The organism is Flavobacterium tructae, from assembly GCF_001853485.1.
In the GTDB taxonomy this organism is placed as follows: Bacteria; Bacteroidota; Bacteroidia; order Flavobacteriales; family Flavobacteriaceae; genus Flavobacterium; species Flavobacterium tructae.
In genome coordinates, this window is the sequence record NZ_MIKE01000011.1 from 1,156,952 (window position 1) to 1,180,416 (window position 23,465).

The following is a 23,465-nucleotide window of genomic DNA, read 5'->3' on the forward strand; positions in this document are numbered from 1 at the left end:
TTATTTTAAGATTATCGGGAAATTATTTTTTATTTTTTTTGCCTGCTTTGTAGTTCCTGTTGGACCATCTCCTGAATTTCATCGGGAGTCATTACCCTTCCGTCAGATTTTACAAACCCTTCACTTTGGATTCTCCAAAATTTAAATTTCTTAAAATCTTCAGCGTACTGAAGCGATTCTTTTTTTAGTACCCTATTGCTTTTAAAGAGTCTGGAAATAAAGGATCTTTCTTTTAATTCTTCCAACGCTTCTTCTTCTCCCTCCATCAATTCTAACGGATTAGGTTTTCCTTTCCAAAATTCCTCAAAAGCAACCTTAGTTTCGTCGAAATTTGCATTAGGGTCCTTCATCATTTCTTTCCATTTCGCACTTTTACGAAACTCTTTCAGTTTTTCCTTTTTAATCTGTGATTGGGCAATTGACAGTTGCAAAAAGAACAACAATGGAAGCAGTATAATAGTAGTTTTCCTCATTTGATAATAGATTTGAATTAATTGTCTGTTTTTAAGGGGGTAAGCAAGCAAAAATGGAAATGAACTTTTTTCGTTTTTTCTTTGTATATGAATCTTTTTAAATAAAAAACTTACTATAAAAAGACATAAGTTAAGTTGTCAGAATTGAGTTAGTTTTCTTTAAATCAGGTGTTTTTGTTTTCTGATAATAGCTGATTTACTCCCTGATTTAGAATTCAAAGAAAACGCGGTTTAAAACTTATTTTGATTAGAAATAGACTCAAATTTTTGTTTTATATAGGACAAAAGTATCTCTTTGGCCTTGCTTTTAACGGGCTATTGTAACAACTGTAATTGGTGTGTAATGGGAGGTCATTTTTGGTTAATATCTGGTTTTTTGAATATAAAGCAGTTGCTCGTGTTTTAGAGTAGGTGGTTTTACGAAATAACAATGTAATGAACTAAAAAGGATGTGTTTTTTTTCGTAAATCACGCAATCCTGATTTATTGTGATAAAAAAAGGAGTTTTGATTTGTGGAAATAGAAAACTAACAGACAGAAATATACGTAAATAGCAGTGGAGGATTGATACTTTAAAGTTTATTCTTACGGCAAAATGGGCAGATTATTTTTGTTTTGCTTTTTTTGTTTTAAACCTTGTGGTTCTATAAAAATCTTATACATTTGTCGCACAATTCGCTGTAAGCCCCTGTTTTTGTGAGAATTGTAGTAGATAAAAATAAGTTTAACAACCTACCTTGCTGTTTTGCAGCATGTTAAAATTATGAAGACAATAAAGATCGTTTTTTTTACAGTTTGCCTGACCTTGATGAATGGTTTTAGTGCTTTGGCGCAAAAACCTCCGCCTCCACCAGACGATCCGAATGATCCGGAAATAGTGCCAATAGATGATCATTTAGTATTTTTGGCAATAGTGGCCATTGTTTTAGGGATTACAATTATATATCGAAATAAAATAAAAAAAGCTTCAGCGTAAACTGAAGCTTTTTTTTATGGGTATATTCTGTAAATTATTTGTTTATCGCATAAAGTCTTGAAATGTATTTTCCAACAACGTCAAATTCAAGGTTTATTTTAGTCCCAACTTTGAAGTTTTTAAAATTAGTATTTTCAAAAGTGTAAGGAATAATCGAAACGCTAAATTCGTTTGTTTTTGAGTTTACTACCGTCAGGCTTACTCCGTTTACCGTAATAGAGCCTTTTTCGATGGTAATATTGCTGAGGTTTTTGTCGTATTCAAAAGTGTAATTCCAGCTTCCGTGTGCTTCTTCGATTTTAATGCAGGTTCCGGTTTGGTCAACGTGCCCCTGTACGATGTGCCCGTCCAGACGGTCTCCAAGTTTCATTCCTCTTTCCAGATTTACAATATCGCCTTCTTTCCAGTCGCTAATATTGGTTTTTAAAATGGTCTCGTCGATAGCGGTTACGGTATAAAATGAATCTTTTATAGCTACAACCGTCAGGCAGATTCCGTTATGAGAAACGCTTTGGTCAATTTTTAATTCATTAGTGATTGTGGAGTCAACTGTGATGTGAAGATTGTTTTGATCTTTTTTTATTTCGTGAATCCTTCCTAGGGTTTCTATAATTCCTGTGAACATTTTGGTTTTATTTTACTAAATTTGCACATCAAAATTAGTAATAAATAATCTGAGCTCATGAATAAAAAAGCAGAAAATATAATTGTTGGAATTTCGGTTGGAGATTTAAACGGTATTGGAAGCGAAGTTATATTAAAAACATTCGAAGATTCTCGTATGTTGGAGATGTGTACGCCAGTTATTTTTGCAAACGCCAAAATACTTTCTTTTGTTAAAAAGAGCTTCACGTCGACTGTTCAGTTTCACGGTGTAGATAAATTAGAGCAGGTTTTGCCGGGAAAAGTCAATGTTTTTAATCTTTGGAAAGAAGGGGTTGATATTAACTTCGGTAAAAATGATGAGAAAATTGGCGAATACGCAATTAAATCATTTGTTGCGGCTACCAAAGCGCTAAAAGAAGGTTTGGTAGATGTTTTGGTAACGGCACCAATAAACAAATACAACATTCAATCGGAAGATTTTAAATTTCCGGGACATACCGATTATTTGGACAAAGAATTAGAGGGAAATGCTTTAATGATGATGGTTCAGGATAATTTACGAGTAGGTTTGCTTACCGATCATGTACCGCTGAATGAGGTTTCTTCGCATTTGACAGAAGAATTAATCGTTAGAAAGATTGAAACAATCAGAAAATCACTGGTTCAGGATTTTAGTATTGTTAAACCAAAAATTGCTGTTTTAGGATTGAATCCGCATAGTGGTGATGGTGGTGTGATTGGGAAAGAAGAAGATTTGATTTTGAAGCCAGCTTTGAAAAAGATTTTTGAAAAAGGAACTATGGTTTTTGGACCATTTTCGGCAGATGGTTTTTTTGGAAGTGGTCAATATGAGAAGTATGATGCTATTGTAGCTACTTATCACGATCAGGGATTGATTCCGTTTAAAACATTGTCGTTTGGTAAAGGAGTGAATTATACGGCTGGTTTGAATAAGGTTAGGACCTCACCGGATCATGGTACGGCTTATGATATTGCCGGAAAAGATATGGCAGATTTTAACTCATTTAAGGAGGCAGTTTATCTTGCAATAGATATTTTTCGCTCGCGTAATCAGTATGAGGAGATTACTGAAAAACCACTCAAAATAAAAGAAAAACAGTTATAAACAAAAAAAGGTGAATAAGATTATTAGTTTTATAATAATTTTATATCTTTGCACCCCAATTCAGGTATCTGAGTTTTAGATACGGATTGGACAAATTGATGTTGAAATGAGCAAAACAAAAGAATTTTTAATTCCTTTCGTAGGATTAAAACTAGGAAAACACCATTTTGAGTATCAAATAAGTAACACGTTCTTTGCGAACTTTGATTACGACGAATTTCAAAGTTCAGATATCAAAGTAGGTTTAGTTTTAGATAAGAAAAGCAACATGTTAGAGTTGGAATTCAAACACAAAGGGACTGTAAATGTACCTTGTGATCTGACAAGCGAAGATTTTGATTTGCCTTTAAAAGGTAAAATGAAATTAATTGTTCGTTTTGGAGAAGAATTCAATAACGATAATGAAGAGCTTTTAATTTTACCGCATGGAGAGCATGAAATTGATGTAGCCCAGTACATTTATGAAATGATTGCACTGTCGGTACCTCTAAAACGAGTTCATCCGGGAGTGAAAGACGGCAGTTTGCAAACTGACGCTTTAAAAAAACTGAATGAGCTAACGGTTAAAGAAGAGAAAAAAGAGAGTAAACAAGAAGAAGATATTGACCCGCGTTGGGACAAATTAAAGAAACTATTAACGGATAAATAATATAGTAAAATGGCACATCCTAAGAGAAAAATCTCGAAAACAAGAAGAGATAAGAGAAGAACACATTATAAAGCTACTGTAGCTCAAATCGCTACATGTCCTATTACTGGAGAAGCACATTTATACCACAGAGCTTACTGGCATGAAGGTAAAATGTACTACAGAGGGCAAGTTGTTATCGATAAATCTGTAGCGGTTGCTTAATACGTTTTTGTAAATGATACTGGAACTCTCACATAGTGAGAGTTTTTTTTGTTGGTTATACTTTTCTTTTTTTAAGAAAATAACTGCAAATTAATTTCGTTTTTTTTTGTAATTTTCAAGTCTTTTAAAAATTTTTCAGATACGCTGTATTTGAAACGAAATAATAGAATATAATGAATACAATCACAGCCGCAATTACCGCTGTTGGAGCTTACGTTCCCGACTTTGTACTTTCGAACAAAGTTTTGGAAACGATGGTCGATACCAATGACGAATGGATTACTACTCGTACCGGAATTAAAGAAAGAAGGATTTTAAAAGATGCTGATAAAGGAACATCGTTTCTTGCTATAAAAGCAGCACAGGATTTAATAGCAAAAGCTAATATTGATCCGTTAGAGATTGATCTGATTATAATGGCAACAGCTACAGCAGATATGCCGGTAGCCTCTACAGGAGTTTTTGTTGCGACAGAAATTGGAGCTACCAATGCATTTGCTTATGATTTGCAGGCGGCATGTTCAAGTTTCTTATACGGAATGTCTACCGCTGCAGCTTATGTGCAGTCAGGAAGATATAAAAAAGTATTATTAATTGGTGCCGATAAAATGTCATCAATTGTAGATTATACAGACAGAGCAACTTGTATTATTTTTGGCGACGGAGCGGGAGCCGTTTTATTCGAACCTAATTATGAAGGCTTAGGCTTACAAGATGAATACTTACGAAGCGACGGTGTAGGACGCGATTTTCTTAAAATTTCTGCAGGAGGTTCTTTAACTCCAACTACAGCGGAGACCGTACAAAACAAACAACACAATATTATTCAGGACGGAAAAACCGTTTTTAAATACGCTGTAACCAATATGGCCGATGCCAGCGAATTGATTTTGCAAAGAAACAATCTTACGAATCAGGACGTGAATTGGTTAGTGCCACATCAGGCAAACAGACGTATCATCGATGCTACTGCAAACAGAATGAATCTTGAGGATTCAAAAGTATTGGTGAATATTGAAAAATATGGTAACACCACTTCAGCTACGTTGCCATTAGTATTAAGTGACTTTGAACATTTGCTTAAAAAAGGAGATAATATTATTTTTGCCGCTTTTGGTGGAGGATTCACTTGGGGATCTATTTACCTAAAATGGGCATACGATAAAAAATAAATCAAAACTAAAAACGAATCATTATGGATTTAAAAGAAATTCAAAACCTAATCAAATTTGTAGCAAATTCGGGTGTTGCAGAAGTAAAGTTGGAAATGGATGATGTAAAAATCACGATCAGAACAACTTTAGAGACGAATGTAACTGAAGCTACTTATGTACAGCAATTACCAGCTCAGGCAGCATTGCCACAAGCAGTTGTTCCTCAACAAACAGCTCCTGTAGTTGTAAATGTAAGTGCAGAAGCACCTGCTGCTGCTGTTGAAGATTCTAAATTCATTACTATTAAATCTCCAATTATTGGAACTTTTTACAGAAAACCATCTCCAGACAAACCAGTATTTACTGAAGTTGGAAGCACTATCGCAAAAGGTGATGTTCTTTGTGTAATTGAAGCAATGAAATTATTCAACGAAATCGAATCGGAAGTTTCAGGTAAAATTGTAAAAATTCTTGTTGACGATATGTCTCCTGTAGAATTTGACCAACCTTTATTCTTAGTTGATCCATCATAAATAAATTTAGATTTTAGATTTTAGATTTTAGATTGATCTGACAGAATTAATACAGACATCTAAAATTATCTAATGATCAAATTGTCTAATTATCTAATTAAAATAAGATGTTTAAAAAAATATTAATTGCAAATAGAGGAGAAATTGCACTTCGTGTAATTCGTACATGTAAAGAAATGGGGATCAAAACCGTAGCAGTTTACTCTACGGCCGATGCTGAAAGTTTACATGTTAAGTTTGCTGATGAAGCGGTTTGTATTGGCCCCCCTCCAAGTAACTTATCGTATTTGAAAATGTCAAATATAATTGCTGCTGCCGAAATTACTAACGCAGACGCAATACATCCAGGTTATGGATTTCTTTCTGAGAATGCTAAATTCTCAAAAATTTGTCAGGAGCACGGAATCAAATTTATTGGTGCAGCTCCTGAGATGATTGACAGAATGGGAGATAAAGCTTCTGCAAAGGCGACAATGAAAGCTGCGGGAGTTCCATGTGTACCAGGTTCTGACGGATTATTAGAATCTTTCGAACAAACACAAAAGTTAGCTAAAGAATTTGGTTACCCGGTAATGCTTAAAGCTACTGCCGGTGGTGGTGGAAAAGGAATGCGTGCGGTATGGAAAGAAGATGAATTATTGAAAGCATGGGAAAGTGCACGTCAGGAAGCTGCCGCTGCATTTGGAAATGACGGAATGTACATGGAGAAACTTATCGAAGAACCACGTCATATCGAAATTCAGGTTGTTGGAGATTCATACGGAAAAGCATGTCACCTTTCTGAAAGAGATTGTTCTGTACAACGTCGTCACCAGAAATTAACTGAAGAAACACCTTCACCATTCATGACTGATGAATTGCGTGCGGCAATGGGAGAAGCGGCTGTAAAAGCGGCAGAATTCATTAAGTACGAAGGAGCCGGAACTGTAGAGTTTTTAGTGGACAAACACAGAAACTTCTATTTCATGGAAATGAATACCCGTATTCAGGTAGAGCACCCGATCACTGAACAAGTAATTGACTACGATTTAATTCGTGAGCAAATTATGGTAGCGGCCGGAATTCCAATTTCAGGAAAAAACTACTTACCACAATTACACGCTATCGAATGCCGTATTAATGCTGAAGATCCTTATAACGATTTTCGTCCTTCACCAGGAAAAATTACGACGCTTCATATGCCAGGAGGACATGGTGTTCGTTTAGATACTCACGTATATTCTGGTTACAGCATTCCGCCAAATTACGATTCGATGATTGCAAAGTTAATCACAACTGCACAATCAAGAGAAGAAGCTATCAGTAAAATGCGAAGAGCTTTAGATGAATTTGTTATTGAAGGCATCAAAACTACAATACCATTCCATAGACAATTGATGGATGACCCAAGATATATTGCAGGAGATTATACTACTGCTTTTATGGATACATTTAAAATGAAACCTATAGAGGAATAAAATTAAAGGCTGTTGATTCTTCAACAGCCTTTTTTTATGTTACCAACTGGTAAACCCGATAGGTTTTAGAAACTTATCGGGTTTGCTTTTTGGTAGAGTAAACACTTTTGGTGTGTATTTTTTATACAGGTTTTTCCTGAGTTACACACTTTTTATAAATTTTGAATTTTGGCACAAATGGTTTAATTCCTTTAAAAATAAGGATTTAGCTAATTGTAGGTACAACGTTTTCGTTACGGCATAATAATTTCATTATCTAAAGCGTAAACAACTATTAATAATTTAAAACGTACACATTATGAAAAATTTATTTTTATCAGCCGCAATTGTTTTAGGAGGTTTAACATCATTCGCATCAAATGCTCCAATTGCAAACATTATCGTTAAAACGGTTTCTGTTGCAGACGAATATACAGAGATCAAACTAGAAGAGCTACCTGCTCCAATTACCGAAGCTTTGAAAAAAGCATATCCAAGTGCTGTAGTTACAAAAGCGTATAAAAACGAAAAATCCGAGTACAAATTAGACGTTACAGTAGGAGAAAAGGTAGGTAACCTTTTTGCTAATGCAGACGGAACCTGGATTAAAAAATAAGGTAAAGCCGTTCTTATGTTTATACAAATTAAGAACATTAAAATAAAATTAAGAGTACTAAAATATACACACTATGAAAAATTTATTTCTATCAGCCGCAATCGTTTTGGGAGGTTTAACATCATTTGCTTCAACTTCTCCAATATCAAATACAATCGTAAAAATAGCAGTTATCCAGGACGAGTACACTGAAATTAAAGTGGAAGAAGTTCCTGCTGCTGTAATCGATGCTCTTAAAAAAGCGTATCCGGATGCAATACTTTCAAAAGCATACAAAAATGAAAAATCCGAGTACAAGCTTAGTGTTACAGTAGGTGACAAAGTAGGCTCTCTTTATGCAAATGCAGATGGAACCTGGATCAAAAAATAATTAATAAGAACCATTAAAAAGGATCATTATGAAAAAGTTAATCTTATCGGCAGCTATTGTGTTAGTTAGTTTGTCTATGCAGGCAGGAAATGGAACAATGACAGGTTTATTGGTAAAAACTGTAAGTGTTCAGGATGAATATAAAGAAGTTGATGCGGTTCCGGCTGCGATCAAAACCGCATTAGACAATGCTTATCCGGGAGTAAAACTGGATAAAGCTTATGTAAATGCAAAGAAGGAGTATAAAATTGAGATAACTGTTAGAGGAGAAAAATCTACAGTTTATACAGATGCTTCCGGAAATATTCTTAAAAAATAACGATTAGTAACCCATAAAAACCATTTATTATGAAAAAGTTAATTTTATCAGCAGCGATTGTTCTTGGAGGTTTATCCGTTCAGGCAGCAACTTCGACAGTGAAAACTTCAGACATTCAATCTGTAATTGTTCAGGATGAATACAAAGAGATTGGTACAGATGCAGTTCCGGCGGCAGTAAAGTCAACAATCGAAAAATCTTTCCCTAACACAAAACTTGAAAAAGCATATAAGAGTGAGAAGGATGAGTATAAATTGGAAATTTCCAGCGGAGATAAAAAATACACTGTGTTTACAGATGCTTCCGGAAATATTCTTAAAAAATAATTGCCTAATTTTATCAGCTAATACTAATTAAAAAAAAGCAAGTACTTATGAAAAAATTAATTTTATCAGCTGTAATCATTTTAGGAGGTTTATTAACGAATGCAGAAGCGACTACATTAAAAAAATCAGTTTTGAATGTTGTTAAATTTCAAGACGATTTTAAGGAAATAAAACCAGAAGCACTTCCTGCTGAAGTTAAAGCGACTTTAGAAAAATCTTTTCCAGGTTCAAAGCTTGTAAAGGCTTATGTAAATCCGAAAAAGCAGTACAAATTAGAACTTAATTCCGGGGCCGATCAGGACAAACATTTTGTCTTCACAAATGACAAAGGAGTCATTGCTCCGAAATATTAAAAAAGAATAATATGAAAAAGTTAGCCTTATCAGTAGCAGTTGTTTTAGGAAGTTTATCCGTTTCTGCGAATACTGTTGTTGCTCAGGAGCAAATAAAAATTGCTGTTGATGTTCAGACAGAATATACAGAAGTTGCTGCAGATGCTGTGCCAGCTGCTGTGAAAACGGCATTGCAAACAGCGTATCCTGGAGCAAAACTCGCGAAAGCATGGGTAAACGAAAAAAAGGAATATAAACTTGAGATATCAGTTGGGGACCAAAAGGCTACTGTTTTTTCAGATGTCAATGGCAACTGGTTAAAGATATAATTAGGTGAATTTTAGATTTATGTTTTTGGTGAAAAAGAGATTGCGATAAGCAATCTCTTTTTTTTTACATAATTTTGTGAAAAGACAATTTTATTAGTATTATTTTAGCAAAAAAGTCCTCAGAAACAAATGCCAAAGATATTACTGATAGAAGATGATATTTCGTTCTGCAAATTATTAGAGAAATTTCTAATCAAAAAAACATACGAAGTAGCCATTGCTTTCTCAGCTGCCGAAGCCAGAGTTGCAATCAAAAAAGAATCTTTCGATTTGATTTTAACAGATCTCCGTTTACCTGATTCTGATGGTATCGGACTTATGGCTGAAATTAAAACGGCATATCCGCAAGTTCCGGTAATTTTGATGACAGGCTACTCTGATGTTAATACTGCAGTTAAAGCCATCAAAAATGGAGCAGCTGATTACATTTCAAAACCGTTCAATCCTGATGAAGTTTTACTGGTCATCACAAATGCGTTAAAAGCTTCAGAAGAGGAGACAGATGAAGTAGTGGTGAAAGAGAAGAAAACTACAAAAAAACAAACTGCTGCCGAAAACGAATTTGTAAAAGGGATTTCTATAGCCTCTAAAAAACTTCTGGATCATATTCAATTGGTAAGCCCGACAGATATGTCGGTTTTAATTATCGGAGAGAGTGGAACCGGAAAGGAGATTATTGCCAAAAGTATCCATCAGCAAAGTTTAAGAAAAAACAATAATTTTATTGCGGTCGATTGCGGAGCTATTCCGAAAGAATTGGCAGCAAGTGAATTCTTCGGACATTTAAAAGGATCTTTCACTGGTGCTATCAGCGACAAAATGGGTTATTTTGAAGCAGCTAATGGCGGAACGCTTTTTCTGGATGAAATAGGGAATCTCTCTTATGAGAATCAAATTCAACTGTTAAGAGCACTTCAGGAACGAAAAATTAAACCCGTTGGAAGTAATAAAGAAATAAACGTCGATATACGTATTATTACCGCTACGAACGAAGATTTGCGTGAGGCAGTAAAAAACGGCGATTTTAGAGAGGATTTATACCATAGAATCAACGAGTTTTCTATATTGTCGCCTTCTTTAAAAGAGAGAGAGGAAGATTTGATGGTTTTTGCAGATTATTTCCTCGAAAAAGCAAACCAGCAGCTGAACAAAGAGGTGATTGGATTTTCACCCGAAGTAGTTGCGATTTTTCAAAATTACAACTGGCCGGGAAATTTACGTGAACTGCAAAATTGTGTCAAACGTTCAACATTGTTGTCCAAAGGTGAATTTATCGAAAGTGACGTTCTGCCGGCAGAGTTTTTTCAGATACAAAAGCCGACAAGTTCCAACGATAATTTTTCGCTATCTGAAAATGAAAGAGAAGCCATTATTCAGGCTTTGTCGAGAGCGCAGAATAACAAATCAGAAGCAGCAAAATTACTTAAGATTACCAGAAAAACGCTTTACAATAAATTAAAGCATTACAATATAGATTAAACTATTTCTTGTTGTAAGGCATCAAAGAGTATAGTTGTTTTAGATCTTAAATTGCGCAAAATATCCTCTGCTTCAGTAATATCAAGATTCGTACTTTCTAAAGTTTTTAAAATTTCACTAATCTCTTGTGTCTGAATTTGCTTGAACATAGGAGCCATTCGATGTGCAATTGAGTTAATCTCGGCCGTGTTTTTTGCCCTAAAGGCATTTTCTAAAGCGTTCAGATTCTCAGAACTGTTTTCGATAAACGATTTCAGAATTTCTTTTAGTTCGTCATTGTCGTTGCCTAGAAACTCTTTAAGGGTATCCAGAGAATACAATGTTGAATTTACAGTTTCTTCCTCTTTGTTAATGTCAATATTGGGCAAGGTGTCGTTTTCCAAAATTAGATGAATCGTCTCCAATAGTATTTTAGGGGAATAAGGTTTTTGAATTACCGTGGTAAAACCTGCCTTGGTATAAATCTCAGCATCCAGATCAGTCCTTCCGGTTAAAGCAATTACAGGCTGGTTTTTAAAAGTAGAGTAACCGTTGTTTTTGAGTTTTTCCAGAAACATAAAACCATCCATTTCCGGCATTTGTATATCTGTAATGATAAAATCGAAAGGAGTATTTCCAATTGCTTCAAGAGCTTTTTCGGCGCTGTTAAAAGAAAAGACCTCATGTTTCTCCTGTCTTAAAACACCACTCGTTAAATTCAGAAGATTAATATCATCGTCAAGAACGATAAAGGTTTGTTTTGGAGTATTCAGTATAATAGGTTCTTTTTCTTCAATTACTAAATTCTGACTGTTATCGAACAATAAAGGAAGTTGAATTTGAAAAGTACTTCCTTTCCCAAAAGTACTTTCAAGATTTAAGTTTCCGTCTAAAATCGAAATTATTTTTTGACAAATGGATAATCCCAAGCCGGTTCCACCATATTTTTTTTCGATTCCTTCATTCGCCTGAGCAAACTCTTCGAAAACTAATTTTTGATTTCCTTTTTCGATTCCAATCCCTGAATCCTGAATAGAAATAATAAAAAAATCATCATTTTCTGTGGTGTAAGCGCTTATTTTTATGAAGCCTTCTTCGGTAAATTTATAGGCATTTCCAATAATATTGCTTAAAATTTGCTTTAGCCTGAACGGATCGCCTACAATTCGCGTATTCAGCTTGTCATCGACGTTAATAATCAGGTCGATGTTTTTTTGTTGGTATACGGTTTGAATGCTCTTGGCTACTCCATCGATTATTTCCGGCAATAAGAATGGGACCTTTTCAATGGTGATTTTTCCAGCTTCGATTTGAGAAAAATCCAACAAGTCCTGAACCAGCTGTGTGATGTATTCAGAAGAATTTTTAATGTTTTTGATGAAATAAGACTGCTTGGAATTCACTTCAGAATTACCCAGCAGTTCTGAATAGCCTACAATTGTGCTCAGAGGTGTTTTTAAATCATGACTTACCGTCGAAATGAGCTGTTCACGGCTTTTCAGTAGATTCTTTGTTTTGAAATTCGCAATCTCCAGCTTCTTTTTATAAACCTGCGATTTAGAGTAATCGCTTACAATTAGTATCGAGAAAAACAACGTCAGTATCAAGCCAATAATTGCCGAAGCCGTAACAATATCATTCACTTTTTTAAGTGATTTTTCTTTTAAAGAATTGTTTTTTATCGAGTTGATGATGATTTCTCTTTCAATAATTCGAAGTACTTTTCGGAGTTGTTCTGAAATAGCGATTTCATTTTTTAATAATTTGTTCTCTTCAAAATTCAATGATTCCTTTTTCTTTTCAGCTTTCAGCTTCACATTGCTTAAAAGTTTTTTGGAATTGGCGAGGATCGAATCTGAGGCTTGTTTGCTTAAGGTATTGGTGCTGTCGTCAGGAATATTCTGATTGAGATAATCGACATATTTTTGAAGTACACTGCGTTGATAACTCCCCAATTGATTCGGATTCTTGTTGAAATCCTGGAGTTCTAATTTACGGAGTTTAAACTCCATTTTGGTAATTTCATCAATGGCCGTATTTACCGAAACTTCGTCGTCGGCTTTGTTTTTTATGGTTTTTAACTGTTTGATGTTTTTTGTCTTTTCTGACAACAGGTATGTAACACTGTCGAGCAGTGTCTTTTGATATTGTGTGGTAACAATTTGTTTTAAGGTATCGATTCTGCATTTCAGGGAATCGGTTTCGATAAGGTAACTTTTAAAATCAGCCTCAGAATTAGTCTGGATGGTTTTTCTGGCTAAACTTTCGGTCTTATAAACGTTAGAAAACAGTTTACTTACTTTTAATATTTTAGTTTTCTCAAAAGCAATTTTACTTTCGAGTTTATTGTAGACTACATTTTCTGAGTACAAAAACCACCCCACGGTAACCACTAATCCCAGTAGAGCAATATAACTGAAGAGTACTTTTATCGGCATGTAACTTTTTTTACTCTCCATGGGGTAATGTTATAGGTTTTGGGATGTTTATATTGGAAATCAGTGCAATTTATTTAAAATTTCGGTTTTTGAAATACAAAATAATGCTAATGTTTTACATAATTAAGAGGGCTCAGAAAATAAAATAGCCGCAGATTTTTAAAATCTACGGCTATTTTTTAATTTAATATGTTTAGACTTAAAGCGTCTCGTTCAGCCATTTGAAGAATTCACCTTGCCAAACCTGAGCGTTTTGCGGGTGTAAAACCCAGTGATTTTCATCAGGGAAATATACAAATCTGCTTTTAAGGCCTCTTAATTGTGCCGCCTGAAAAGCTTCTTGTCCCTGTCCGATCGGTACGCGGAAATCTTTTCCTCCCTGGAAAATTAAGATGGGTCTGTTCCAGTTTTGTACCATTGTTGCAGGGTTAAAAACAGTATACGATTTTTGAGCAGCTGCATTGTCTTTCTCCCAGTACGGACCTCCAAAATCCCAGTTGTTAAAGAAAACCTCTTCAGTAGTTCCTAACATACTCACAGTATTGAAAACACCGTCGTGAGCGATAAAAGTTTTGAAACGGTTTTTGTGAATACCTGCTAAATAAAACACAGAATATCCTCCGTAGCTTGCGCCTACACATCCTAAACGAGATTTGTCTACATAGTTTTCTTTAGAAACATCGTCGATTGCTGATAGGTAGTCATCCATAACCTGTCCGCCCCAATCTTTACTAATCTGCTCGTTCCATTCAACACCATGACCCGGCATTCCGCGACGGTTTGGTGCAACCACCACATAACCTTTTGCAGCCATTAATGAGAAATTCCAACGGAAAGAATACGATTGTGTTAAAGCACTTTGTGGCCCACCTTGACAGAATAATAAAGTTGGATATTTTTTAGAAGCATCAAAATTTGGAGGTAAAATTACCCAAACCAACATTTTTTTACCGTCTGTAGTAGTTACATAACGCTTTTCTGTTTTGCTAAGCGCTAATGTTTTGTAGATTTCTGTATTTACATTTGAGATTTGTTTCCAGGTGTTTTTCTTCAAATTAAAAGAATAAATTTCCGGAGCGTGATTCATATCATTTCTGGTAACAATAATATCATCACCGGCAAAACCTACTAAATCATTTACATCAAAATCCCCATTAGTCAATTGACGAACTTGAATAGCGATTCTGGTCAATCCCGGAAAGTTAACTGTAAAAAGCTGTTTTGTACCATCCACCGGAGCTACAAAGTATACGTTTTTACCGTCTTTACTCCAGATAAAATTATCTACAGTTCCGTCCCAGTTTGCCGTTAAATTTGTTTTGATGCCTTTAAATTCAACAATAAGATCGTTTTTATCCGCTTCATAACCGTCACGTTTCATTTGTAGCCAGGTTAAGTTTCCTGTTGGCGAAAATTGTGGGGCTGTATCGTAACCTAAATTACCTTCGGTTCTGTTTATTGTTTTCTGAGTTTCTAAATTATACTCGTAAATATCAGTGTTAGTAGAAATTGCATATTGAGTTCCTGCTTTTTTCTTGCATACATATAAGATGCTTTTCCCGTCAGGAGACCAGATGTAATCGTCGTCACCGCCAAAAGGTTTTTGCGGAGAATCAAAATTTTCACCTTTCAGGATATCAATTCCGGCAGCACCTTCTTTGTTTTCTTTGTAAAAAACATGATTGAATTTACCTTCATTCCAGGTATCCCAATGACGATAATCCAATCCGTCATAAATTTGAGCATCAGATTTATCCAGTTTTGGATAAAAATCTTTGCCTAAAACTTTGTCCAGTTTCACCTCTTCGTTGTACACTAAAAATTTTCCGTCAGGCGAAACGTTTTTATCTGCCAAAACTTCTTTAGTGTCTTTAATTTCGGTTGCAGTTCCACCACCTACAGGAATGATGTAAAATTTAGAAGACGATTTGTTTTCTTCAACCGAAGGGGTAGAAACTTTAAAAACAACATTTTTTGCATCTTTTGAAAGTCCGAGTGCACTCACTCTTCCTAATTTCCATAACAACTCTGGGGACATTACATTCTGTCCGATAGCGTTTAAACTCATCATTATTAAGGTTGTAAATAATACTTTTTTCATAATAAAATTCTAATTTTTCGTGGGACTAAAAATACAACAATTAAATTCCAAATTAGCTAAATTCCAAATTCCAAAAATTGTTAAAGTTTATGGGCTAAGTTTTTTTCAGCCACGAATTCCCGAATTTTTATTCTTAAGGATCAGCAAAAATAATTTGTGAATTCGTGGCTGAAAAAAAATAGTACGCGTTTTGGAATTTTAAAAAATGAAAGTTCTGGCTTAAATTTATTTCCTAAATTGTGATTTGGATTTTAACTAATTGGAATTTATTATTTTATGATGGAACTAAGCTACTGGGAACTCAAGAACTGGTTTACAAATATTGATTATACTATTGTTGGCAGCGGAATCGTAGGACTGCACGCGGCACTGCGCTTACGCGAAAGATTTCCAACCGCAAAAATTCTGGTTCTGGAAAAAGGAATGTTGCCACAAGGGGCCAGTACTAAAAATGCCGGCTTTGCATGCTTTGGAAGCCTTTCTGAGATTATGGAAGATCTTAAAACGCATTCAGAAGAGGAAGTGGTACGGCTTGTAGAGAAAAGATGGAAAGGATTGCAGCTGTTGAGAAAAAGATTAGGTGATACCGCAATAGATTTCAAACCATATGGCGGTTATGAATTGTTTTTAAGAGAAGATGACTTAAGTTTTGAGGAGTGTATTTCGAGACTGCCTTTTGTAAATGAAATTTTAAGACCACTTTTCAAAGCGGATGTTTTTGCCAAAGAATCCGATCGGTTTGGCTTTGGAAACAGTCATGATTATTTAATTTTTAATCCTTTTGAGGCACAAATTGATACCGGAAATATGATGCAGGAATTGCTGAGACAGGCCGTTTCTGAAGACATTTTAATTCTCAATCAGCAAACTCTTACTGCTTATTCTGATTTAGGAAGTGAGGTTGAACTGGTGTTGAACCATTTTAGTTTTAAATCCAAAAAAGTACTTTTCGCGACCAATGGTTTTGCAGCTCAGCTGACAAAGGGAGCGGTAAAGCCTGCCCGAGCGCAGGTTTTGATTACAGAACCCATTGCAAATTTAGCCATCAAAGGAACTTTTCATCTGGATCGCGGGTATTATTATTTTAGAAATATAAACGATAGAGTTTTACTTGGCGGAGGCAGAAATCTTGATTTTGAAACCGAAACAACAACGGAATTTGGGGAGACGAAAATTGTACAAAATAAATTGGAGGATTTACTTAAAAATGTAATTTTACCGAATCAGGATTTCCGAATCGCCCATCGTTGGAGCGGTATCATGGGAATAGGAAACAGTAAAAATCCTGTTGTTACTCAATTGTCTGAAAACGTGTTTTGTGGAGTGCGTTTAGGAGGAATGGGAGTAGCAATCGGGAGTTTAATAGGAACAGAATTAGCAGATTTAATATAATGGCAGCACCCAAAAAACCGGCACCAAAAAAAACAACCACCAGTAAACCAAAACCGGCACCAAAGAAAGGCAATCGTTCTTTTGGCGAAAAAGTAAAGTGGTTTTTCATCAAATTATTTTTATGGTTCTTCGGAATCTCGATTGCGTCTGTCGTGTTTTTTAAATATGTGCCTGTACCTTTTACACCTTTAATGATCATCCGGGCGATCGAAAACAAAATGGCCGGTAAAGAAGTCTATTTTGATCATGACTGGGAGCCGATCGATAAAATCTCAATGAATTTGCAAAAAGCGGTTATTGCCAGTGAAGATGGAACTTTTCTAAAACATAATGGTTTCGATTTTAAAGCACTTCAAAAAGCCTATAAAAGCAACGAACGCGGACGTCGTATTCGTGGCGGAAGTACCATCTCGCAGCAAACAGCTAAAAACGTCTTTTTATGGCAGGGGAAAAGTTATTTCCGTAAAGGTTTAGAAGCTTATTTCACTGTTTTAATAGAACTCATTTGGGGTAAAGAACGTATTATGGAGGTTTACCTGAACAGCATCGAAATGGGAGATGGAGTGTACGGAGCTTATGCCGCAACCGAACATTGGTACCGTCGTGATGCGTCAAGTTTAACACCTATGCAGGCAGCCGGAATTGCAGCCATTTTGCCAAACCCAAGAAAATTTAAAGCAACAGGATCTTCCAGTTATATCAACCGTAGAAAAGAACGAATTGTTCGTGAAATGCGCTCGGTTGGGAAAATAAATTACAATGCAGAATAAAAAAAGCTTTCTCGGATTTCTGTTATTGACGACGGTTTTCAGTTTTGGACAGGCAAAAACGACAGAAATAGGTTTAATTACAGATAACGATTTATATACTTCGTCTAAAAACGATATGTATTATACCAATGGTCTGGAGCTTTTTTATCGATTTTTGTCGAAGAACAATAACGAAAAAATAAGCAAGAAAATCACCGAATTTCGTATTGGGCAGTATATCTATAATCCGAGATTTATAAACAAAGAGGCTGTTACGATTAACGATCGACCTTTCACAGGTTATCTTTTTGCCGAAGCAGGACGAAGTTTTTTCTATAAAAGCGAATCCGTTTTAAAGACCGATTTTCAGTTGGGCTTTATGGGACCCAATGCCCTTGGAAGAGAAACTCAGGAAAGTTTCCATCATCTCATTGGGTACAAAACGGTGTATGGTTGGGAAAACCAGCTGCACAACGCATTCGCTATTCAGGCGCATATAATGTATTCGAAGAAATTATTTCCCTCAAAGCACAATGATTTTGTCGATCTTCACTTTCAGTCGGAAGCCAATGTAGGGACAATCTTCACAGGTGTTTCAACAGGTTTACTGATTAGAATTGGTTTCAAAAAACTACTCCCGGTTTATGATTCCAATTTACACGATGCCGCGGTAAGCAATACTCGGCAATACAATATCCGTGAGTTTTACTTTTATGCAATGCCAAGTGTCAATTACCAGTTTTACGACGCTACCATCGAAGGCAGTATGTTTAGCAACACCAGTCCGCTAACGTTTGACTTGGAACCCCTTCGTTTCAATGCCGAGGCCGGATTAAAATACCGTCACAATAACTTCAATATGTCGTACTCGTTTATCTATCGGGGCAGAGAATTAAACGATCCGAATACCAATACCAATGCGGGTTACTTTTACGGGTCGATTCGATTTGGGTATTTGTTGAAGTAAGCTCTTGTAATTTTGGTTTTCGGTGATGTAAATATGCCTTCAGGATTTCGTGAATCTTTGTGTGTACATTTTGTGGATCTCTGTGTAATGTCTCGACTAGAATGATGATTTTTATTCTGACAGCTATAAGAAATACGCGATAAAATTGGGGTTAATTATAATCGGGTATAATTCCCGGGTAAATGTCCTTTTGATTCTATTGTATTATCTGTCTTTTTGAAAAAGTTAAATCGGATTAATGACCCTTCAAGTCCCTGACCAAAGTCTACAATATACAGATTGTCAGTTTTAGCTATTTGCTGTGGAATGATTCGGTTGGAGGATGTCCTAATTTGATTTTTACTGAAAGAATAGGTGTTTCCGCCAGAATTGTACTTGATATCATTTTTAGTAAAAGTAAGGATCGCTCCGGTGGTATTATCTTTCCAGCTTCCTTGTATCCAGGAAGGAGAATAGAAAACACCTTGGGTATCTTCGTCGCTTGACGAACAAGAGGTAATTAAAACTAAGCTCAGGAGTAAAATTAAATTCTTCATTTTTTTGGCGTTTAAAAGTTGTATTCGATAAGTTTAACAAAAACAATTCCGAACTCTCTTCTTTTGATACATTTAACTTTTATTTATAGGTACAACCTCAGTTTTTATGAAAATATTAAAACAAATCTTTCTAACTTAATGGAGTGAATTGTAAGGAGATTGTTTTTTCGCGAGCAATTTTTTCGATTCCGGTTTTTTTTAAGTTAAGGTTTAACTTTTTGGTAATGTTACAAAGCTTCTAAATTTTTATTTTTAACTCAAAATTAAAGTTATGGAAATCAATTGGATAGTAATAGGAGCCGTAGTGCTTGTTGTAATCATTGTGATCGTATTTACAGTCAGAAAGAATCAAAGAGAGAAAAAGAAACTGACAGATCTCTTAAATAATGATTTTAAAAAGGCTAAAAAAGATAGAATAGATGCCGAAGATTCTGCGAATGAACACTAAGAAAATTTCTTTCAAAATAAAAAAACCGTATTCCAATGAAGTAATACGGTTTTTTTGTGGAGAATATCGGATTCGAACCGATCACCTTCCCGATGCATCGGGACGCTCTAGCCTTTTGTTTTGATTAGGGTTTCGATATATTTTCGGCTTTTCATCTTCTTGATTTGTGATTCTCTTTTGCAGGCTTCACTTCTGGTTGGAAAAGTTTCATAATATTTTAGTTCCCAATCTTTGGCAACTTTTGTGTAATTGCTTCTACTGTTTAAATGATCCTGAAGTCGTTTTTCAACATCCTGACAGGAACCGATATAATATTTGTCAAGCGCTTTTGAGTATATGATATAAGTGTAGAACATAATGGTTATAAACAAAAAATACCCAAACGTACGTTTGGGTATTTTTTTATAAAAACTTTAGTGGAGAATATCGGATTCGAACCGATCACCTTCCCGATGCATCGGGACGCTCTAGCCTTTTGTTTTGATTAGGGTTTCGATATATTTTCGGCTTTTCATCTTCTTGATTTGTGATTCTCTTTTGCAGGCTTCACTTCTGGTTGGAAAAGTTTCATAATATTTTAGTTCCCAATCTTTGGCAACTTTTGTGTAATTGCTTCTACTGTTTAAATGATCCTGAAGTCGTTTTTCAACATCCTGACAGGAACCGATATAATATTTGTCAAGCGCTTTTGAGTATATGATATAAGTGTAGAACATAATGGTTATAAACAAAAATACCCAAACGTATGTTTGGGTATTTTTTATAAAAACTTTAGTGGAGAATATCGGATTCGAACCGATCACCTCTACGCTGCCAGCGTAGCGCTCTAGCCAAATGAGCTAATCCCCCGTGTGTTTTGTTTGTTGGACAACATTAGATTTGAACTGTCACCTTCCCGATTTTTCATCGGGATACTCTAGCCAAATGAGCTAATCCCCCAAAGCGATAGCAAATAAAGTCAATTAATTTTCAAAAAGCAAATTTCAAATCACTTCCGATGAAAATATTTTTCAAAACCGTAACTTTACGATCAAATTTATTTTTATGAGTGCAGAAAAACTTGAAGGTTCTTTACAGACTACTTACCATAATGCTGTTGCAACAGTTGAATTTGGGCATCCGGCCAGCAATTCTTTTCCAAGACAATTATTAGATCGTTTAACTTCCGAAATTAATACTCTAAGTCAGAATAAAGCCGTTTCGGTTATTGTTTTACAAAGCTTAGGGACGAAAGTTTTTTGTTCAGGTGCTTCTTTTGACGAGTTGTTAGCCGTGAAAAATGAACAACAGGGAGCACACTTTTTCTCCGGTTTTGCTCATTTGCTGAACGCGATGCGAAATTGTTCTAAAATTATTGTGGCCCGTGTTCAGGGAAAAGCAGTTGGTGGCGGTGTCGGAATTATTTCGGCTTGTGATTATGTTTTTGCGACTCCTGAAAGTGCTGTGAAATTGTCGGAACTGGCCATCGGAATTGGTCCGTTTGTGATTGAACCCGCGGTCTCGCGTAAGATTGGAAAAGCTGCGATGGCCGAAATGACCTTGGCGGCACAGGCATGGAAATCGGCAGCATGGGCATTAGAAAATAAACTGTTCACAGAGATTCATAATGCTGAAAATTTAGATGTTGCGGTAGCAGATTTTGCTCAACAATTAAGTTTGTATAATCCTGAAGCTTTGTACGAAATGAAGAAAATTATTTGGGAAGGAACCGAACACTGGGAATCTTTACTTGTCGAGCGTGCCTCTATAACGGGAAAATTAGTTTTGTCGGACTTTAGCAGAAATGCTTTAGAGCAGTTTAAGAAATAGCGGAATCCTAAAATTTTTATCTGGTTCTTTTCAGAGATTTTGGATGATGATATTTGTCATTGGATGCAGCGTCAGACAGGCATAAATTTGAAATGTTTTTGAAGTGAAACATAAAAAATAAATCAAGATGAGAATTATTTCGTTGTTGCAGCAAGTTGATGTTGCAGAGAAAATTAAGGCTGCTCCGGACAGCAGTTATCAGATAGGAGTGGTGATCGGATCCTTTATTCCTTTCGTTGTTTTAGTCGGAATTGCATATTGGATGTATAACAGAGCCAAAAAAAGAGACGAGAACGGTTATTAATTTGTAAATTTGCAACCTAAAATTCAAATCGATGAGTAATATCAGAATTACAAAACAATTTAGTTTCGAAACCGGACATGCTTTATACGGTTACGACGGGAAATGCAAGAACGTTCACGGACACAGTTATAAATTATCGGTAACGGTTATTGGTTCGCCAATTACAGACCGATCGAATGTGAAATTCGGAATGGTAATTGATTTTTCGGATCTAAAGAAAATTGTAAAGGAAGAAATCGTCGATCAGTTTGATCATGCGACGGTTTTTAATCAAACAACACCACATATCGAATTGGCAAATGAATTGAAGAATCGCGGTCACCATGTAATTCTGGTAGATTATCAGCCCACAAGTGAAAACATGGTAGTTGATTTTGCAGACAGAATTATAGCACGTTTGCCTAAAGAGATTTCCCTTTTTTCGCTTAAACTTCAGGAAACCGAATCTTCGTTTGCCGAATGGTACGCTTCAGATAATTAATTTAGTCGAAAGTTAAAAGTCGAAAGTCAGGCGATCTCACAATTTAAAACATCTAAGAAGTCCAACAATCTAATAATCTAAATGAAAAAAGTATATTTTGCTTCAGATCAGCACTTCGGAGCACTAACGCCAGAGTTGAGTTTGCCACGCGAAAAGAAATTTGTGGCCTGGCTGGATGAGGTGAAAGAAGATGCAGAAGCTATTTTTTTACTGGGGGATTTGTTTGATTTTTGGTTCGAATATAAAACGGTTGTACCAAAAGGATTTGTTCGTATTTTAGGTAAGTTGGCTGAAATTCGTGATAGTGGTATTCCTGTTTATTTTTTCGTGGGAAATCATGATTTATGGATGGATGATTATTTTGAAACCGAATTAAATATTCCGGTTTATCATGATAACAAGGAGTTTACTTTTAACGGAAAGACCTTTTTAATTGGTCACGGTGACGGGAAAGGACCGGGAGATAAAGGCTATAAACGTATGAAAAAGGTCTTTACTAACCCGTTTTCAAAATGGCTCTTTCGTTGGCTTCATCCCGATGTTGGTGTAAGTCTGGCGCAGTATTTATCTGTTAAAAACAAATTGATTTCAGGGGATGAAGATGTAAAATTCCTGGGAGAAGAAAACGAATGGCTGGTTTTATACGCCAAACGTAAACTGGAGACCAAACACTACAATTATTTTATTTTTGGTCATCGCCATTTACCAATGATTCTTCCAGTTGGAGAAGATTCCAATTATGTGAATTTAGGCGACTGGATTGGCTATTTTACTTATGGAGTATTTGACGGAGAAAACTTTGAACTTAAAAAATTCGAGAAATAATCACTTTGTTTTTGTTATAAACGAATGATCTTGAGCGTTTTTTCTAGTTTAAGCCAACTCCGTAAACATATTCATCCAGTTCGATTCTGAATAAAGAACCTTCAACTAAGTCTTTAATTGATTTTAATTCTTTGATAGAAACCGCCAAATCTATTGCAGCGCAAGGAGTTTTGAGCAGGAATTTATGACAGGAGTTTTTTAGTTCGCAAGCTTCACAACAAGCATTTTCAATCATACTGTCCTCAATTAAATCGCAAAAATAATTCAGTTCCTGAACCGTGAAATAAAATCCGGTTTCTTTAAAAACCAATTGTACTTTGTCGGTGATGGTTTCGTTTTCCTTTTTCCAGTAAAAGGCAATCCCAAAATTATTATGATATAATTGTTCTATTTCTCTCATTACAGATTCTTTTATTTCAACAAATATAGATATTATTTATATTTGTTCTAAATAAAAAAGTCTTAAAAAAATGTTTTTTTTAAACGTATAAGTTATATAAGCTAATTT

Annotated in this window: 30 protein-coding genes and 1 tRNA gene; 22 read left to right on the forward strand and 9 right to left on the reverse strand. The window is 35.4% G+C overall.

Annotated features, from left to right (window positions below):
• Nucleotides 1-29: 29 nt before the first annotated feature.
• Entirely contained in the window at nucleotides 30-473 is a 444-nt protein-coding gene (locus tag BHE19_RS06930) for a hypothetical protein (protein ID WP_070906466.1), read from the reverse strand.
• Between the two features lie 763 nt (nucleotides 474-1,236).
• On the opposite strand from BHE19_RS06930, the gene BHE19_RS22585 reads away from it, so the two are divergent.
• Nucleotides 1,237-1,449 carry a hypothetical protein gene (locus BHE19_RS22585; protein WP_123923407.1) on the forward strand — a complete coding sequence of 71 codons (213 nt, stop codon included), beginning with the start codon at nucleotides 1,237-1,239 and terminating at the stop codon, nucleotides 1,447-1,449.
• A 34-nt stretch (nucleotides 1,450-1,483) separates the two neighbouring features.
• Here the strand turns inward: BHE19_RS22585 and BHE19_RS06935 are convergent, their stop codons facing one another.
• Nucleotides 1,484-2,074 (reverse strand): riboflavin synthase, encoded by a 591-nt coding sequence (locus tag BHE19_RS06935; protein WP_070906467.1) that lies wholly within the window; start codon nucleotides 2,072-2,074, stop codon nucleotides 1,484-1,486.
• 57 nt (nucleotides 2,075-2,131) lie between these two features.
• On the opposite strand from BHE19_RS06935, the gene pdxA reads away from it, so the two are divergent.
• The 13 genes from pdxA (at nucleotide 2,132) to BHE19_RS07000 (ending at nucleotide 10,928) form a co-directional block, all read left to right on the forward strand.
• Entirely contained in the window at nucleotides 2,132-3,181 is a 1,050-nt protein-coding gene (pdxA, locus tag BHE19_RS06940; RefSeq protein WP_070906468.1) for a 4-hydroxythreonine-4-phosphate dehydrogenase PdxA, read from the forward strand.
• 106 nt (nucleotides 3,182-3,287) lie between these two features.
• Nucleotides 3,288-3,830: a YceD family protein gene (locus BHE19_RS06945; RefSeq protein ID WP_017496279.1), complete on the forward strand. Its 543-nt coding sequence runs from the start codon at nucleotides 3,288-3,290 to the stop codon at nucleotides 3,828-3,830.
• A gap of 9 nt (nucleotides 3,831-3,839) precedes the next feature.
• Complete coding sequence (gene rpmF, locus BHE19_RS06950; protein ID WP_007137315.1) at nucleotides 3,840-4,034, forward strand: 50S ribosomal protein L32; 195 nt, start codon at nucleotides 3,840-3,842, stop codon at nucleotides 4,032-4,034.
• Between the two features lie 173 nt (nucleotides 4,035-4,207).
• Nucleotides 4,208-5,206 carry a beta-ketoacyl-ACP synthase III gene (locus tag BHE19_RS06955; RefSeq protein ID WP_017496278.1) on the forward strand — a complete coding sequence of 333 codons (999 nt, stop codon included), beginning with the start codon at nucleotides 4,208-4,210 and terminating at the stop codon, nucleotides 5,204-5,206.
• Nucleotides 5,207-5,229: 23 nt separating this feature from the next.
• Nucleotides 5,230-5,721 carry an acetyl-CoA carboxylase biotin carboxyl carrier protein gene (accB, locus tag BHE19_RS06960; protein ID WP_017496277.1) on the forward strand — a complete coding sequence of 164 codons (492 nt, stop codon included), beginning with the start codon at nucleotides 5,230-5,232 and terminating at the stop codon, nucleotides 5,719-5,721.
• A 107-nt stretch (nucleotides 5,722-5,828) separates the two neighbouring features.
• On the forward strand, nucleotides 5,829-7,178 hold the full coding sequence (gene accC / locus BHE19_RS06965; RefSeq protein ID WP_017496276.1) for an acetyl-CoA carboxylase biotin carboxylase subunit: 1,350 nt from the start codon (nucleotides 5,829-5,831) through the stop codon (nucleotides 7,176-7,178).
• 298 nt (nucleotides 7,179-7,476) lie between these two features.
• Nucleotides 7,477-7,773, forward strand: a complete 297-nt coding sequence (locus BHE19_RS06970; protein ID WP_070906469.1) for a hypothetical protein — start codon at nucleotides 7,477-7,479, stop codon at nucleotides 7,771-7,773.
• A gap of 73 nt (nucleotides 7,774-7,846) precedes the next feature.
• Entirely contained in the window at nucleotides 7,847-8,143 is a 297-nt protein-coding gene (locus tag BHE19_RS06975; RefSeq protein ID WP_070906470.1) for a hypothetical protein, read from the forward strand.
• Nucleotides 8,144-8,171: 28 nt separating this feature from the next.
• A complete protein-coding gene (locus tag BHE19_RS06980; protein WP_070906471.1) occupies nucleotides 8,172-8,462 on the forward strand; it encodes a hypothetical protein in 291 nt (96 codons plus the stop codon).
• A gap of 29 nt (nucleotides 8,463-8,491) precedes the next feature.
• A complete protein-coding gene (locus BHE19_RS06985; protein WP_017496272.1) occupies nucleotides 8,492-8,788 on the forward strand; it encodes a ubiquitin family protein in 297 nt (98 codons plus the stop codon).
• Nucleotides 8,789-8,835: 47 nt separating this feature from the next.
• Nucleotides 8,836-9,141: a hypothetical protein gene (locus BHE19_RS06990; protein WP_017496271.1), complete on the forward strand. Its 306-nt coding sequence runs from the start codon at nucleotides 8,836-8,838 to the stop codon at nucleotides 9,139-9,141.
• An 11-nt stretch (nucleotides 9,142-9,152) separates the two neighbouring features.
• A complete protein-coding gene (locus tag BHE19_RS06995) occupies nucleotides 9,153-9,449 on the forward strand; it encodes a hypothetical protein (protein ID WP_070906472.1) in 297 nt (98 codons plus the stop codon).
• Between the two features lie 129 nt (nucleotides 9,450-9,578).
• Nucleotides 9,579-10,928, forward strand: coding sequence for a sigma-54-dependent transcriptional regulator (locus tag BHE19_RS07000; RefSeq protein ID WP_070906473.1), 1,350 nt, complete (start codon nucleotides 9,579-9,581; stop codon nucleotides 10,926-10,928).
• Here BHE19_RS07000 and BHE19_RS07005 read toward each other — a convergent pair.
• Entirely contained in the window at nucleotides 10,925-13,366 is a 2,442-nt protein-coding gene (locus tag BHE19_RS07005; protein WP_070906474.1) for an ATP-binding protein, read from the reverse strand. The two genes, BHE19_RS07000 and BHE19_RS07005, sit on opposite strands and share 4 nt — an antisense overlap.
• A gap of 178 nt (nucleotides 13,367-13,544) precedes the next feature.
• Complete coding sequence (locus BHE19_RS07010; RefSeq protein WP_070906475.1) at nucleotides 13,545-15,446, reverse strand: S9 family peptidase; 1,902 nt, start codon at nucleotides 15,444-15,446, stop codon at nucleotides 13,545-13,547.
• Between the two features lie 279 nt (nucleotides 15,447-15,725).
• Here BHE19_RS07010 and BHE19_RS07015 point away from each other — a divergent pair, with 279 nt between their 5' ends.
• From BHE19_RS07015 to BHE19_RS07025, 3 genes are read left to right on the forward strand one after another with little or no spacing between them, the layout of a single operon-like run.
• A complete protein-coding gene (locus BHE19_RS07015) occupies nucleotides 15,726-16,838 on the forward strand; it encodes an NAD(P)/FAD-dependent oxidoreductase (protein WP_070906594.1) in 1,113 nt (370 codons plus the stop codon).
• Complete coding sequence (gene mtgA / locus BHE19_RS07020; RefSeq protein WP_070906476.1) at nucleotides 16,838-17,608, forward strand: monofunctional biosynthetic peptidoglycan transglycosylase; 771 nt, start codon at nucleotides 16,838-16,840, stop codon at nucleotides 17,606-17,608. The genes BHE19_RS07015 and mtgA overlap by 1 nt, the downstream gene beginning before the upstream one ends.
• Nucleotides 17,598-18,554, forward strand: coding sequence for a lipid A deacylase LpxR family protein (locus tag BHE19_RS07025; RefSeq protein WP_070906477.1), 957 nt, complete (start codon nucleotides 17,598-17,600; stop codon nucleotides 18,552-18,554). Before mtgA ends, BHE19_RS07025 begins: the two co-directional genes overlap by 11 nt.
• A gap of 155 nt (nucleotides 18,555-18,709) precedes the next feature.
• Here BHE19_RS07025 and BHE19_RS07030 read toward each other — a convergent pair whose 3' ends face one another.
• A complete protein-coding gene (locus BHE19_RS07030) occupies nucleotides 18,710-19,090 on the reverse strand; it encodes a hypothetical protein (RefSeq protein ID WP_070906478.1) in 381 nt (126 codons plus the stop codon).
• 271 nt (nucleotides 19,091-19,361) lie between these two features.
• Between BHE19_RS07030 and BHE19_RS22735 the strand changes: the two genes are divergently transcribed.
• Nucleotides 19,362-19,538, forward strand: a complete 177-nt coding sequence (locus tag BHE19_RS22735) for a hypothetical protein (protein ID WP_165607907.1) — start codon at nucleotides 19,362-19,364, stop codon at nucleotides 19,536-19,538.
• 107 nt (nucleotides 19,539-19,645) lie between these two features.
• On the opposite strand, the gene BHE19_RS07035 is transcribed toward BHE19_RS22735, so the two are convergent.
• From BHE19_RS07035 to BHE19_RS07045, 3 genes are all read right to left on the reverse strand, one after another.
• Entirely contained in the window at nucleotides 19,646-19,894 is a 249-nt protein-coding gene (locus BHE19_RS07035; RefSeq protein ID WP_070906479.1) for a GIY-YIG nuclease family protein, read from the reverse strand.
• A 111-nt stretch (nucleotides 19,895-20,005) separates the two neighbouring features.
• Nucleotides 20,006-20,254: a GIY-YIG nuclease family protein gene (locus BHE19_RS07040; RefSeq protein ID WP_070906479.1), complete on the reverse strand. Its 249-nt coding sequence runs from the start codon at nucleotides 20,252-20,254 to the stop codon at nucleotides 20,006-20,008.
• A 59-nt stretch (nucleotides 20,255-20,313) separates the two neighbouring features.
• Nucleotides 20,314-20,387 (reverse strand) — tRNA-Ala (locus BHE19_RS07045).
• 195 nt (nucleotides 20,388-20,582) lie between these two features.
• Here BHE19_RS07045 and BHE19_RS07050 point away from each other — a divergent pair.
• From BHE19_RS07050 to BHE19_RS07060, 4 genes are all read left to right on the forward strand, one after another.
• Complete coding sequence (locus tag BHE19_RS07050) at nucleotides 20,583-21,347, forward strand: enoyl-CoA hydratase/isomerase family protein (protein WP_070906480.1); 765 nt, start codon at nucleotides 20,583-20,585, stop codon at nucleotides 21,345-21,347.
• Nucleotides 21,348-21,474: 127 nt separating this feature from the next.
• Complete coding sequence (locus tag BHE19_RS22740) at nucleotides 21,475-21,651, forward strand: hypothetical protein (RefSeq protein WP_165607908.1); 177 nt, start codon at nucleotides 21,475-21,477, stop codon at nucleotides 21,649-21,651.
• Between the two features lie 31 nt (nucleotides 21,652-21,682).
• On the forward strand, nucleotides 21,683-22,132 hold the full coding sequence (locus BHE19_RS07055; protein WP_017496258.1) for a 6-pyruvoyl trahydropterin synthase family protein: 450 nt from the start codon (nucleotides 21,683-21,685) through the stop codon (nucleotides 22,130-22,132).
• 81 nt (nucleotides 22,133-22,213) lie between these two features.
• Nucleotides 22,214-22,957: a UDP-2,3-diacylglucosamine diphosphatase gene (locus BHE19_RS07060; protein ID WP_070906481.1), complete on the forward strand. Its 744-nt coding sequence runs from the start codon at nucleotides 22,214-22,216 to the stop codon at nucleotides 22,955-22,957.
• Between the two features lie 43 nt (nucleotides 22,958-23,000).
• Here BHE19_RS07060 and BHE19_RS07065 read toward each other — a convergent pair whose 3' ends face one another.
• The gene (locus BHE19_RS07065; RefSeq protein WP_017496256.1) at nucleotides 23,001-23,357 is read right to left on the reverse strand and encodes a hypothetical protein; all 357 of its coding nucleotides are present in this window, start codon (nucleotides 23,355-23,357) and stop codon (nucleotides 23,001-23,003) included.
• Nucleotides 23,358-23,465: the final 108 nt, after the last annotated feature.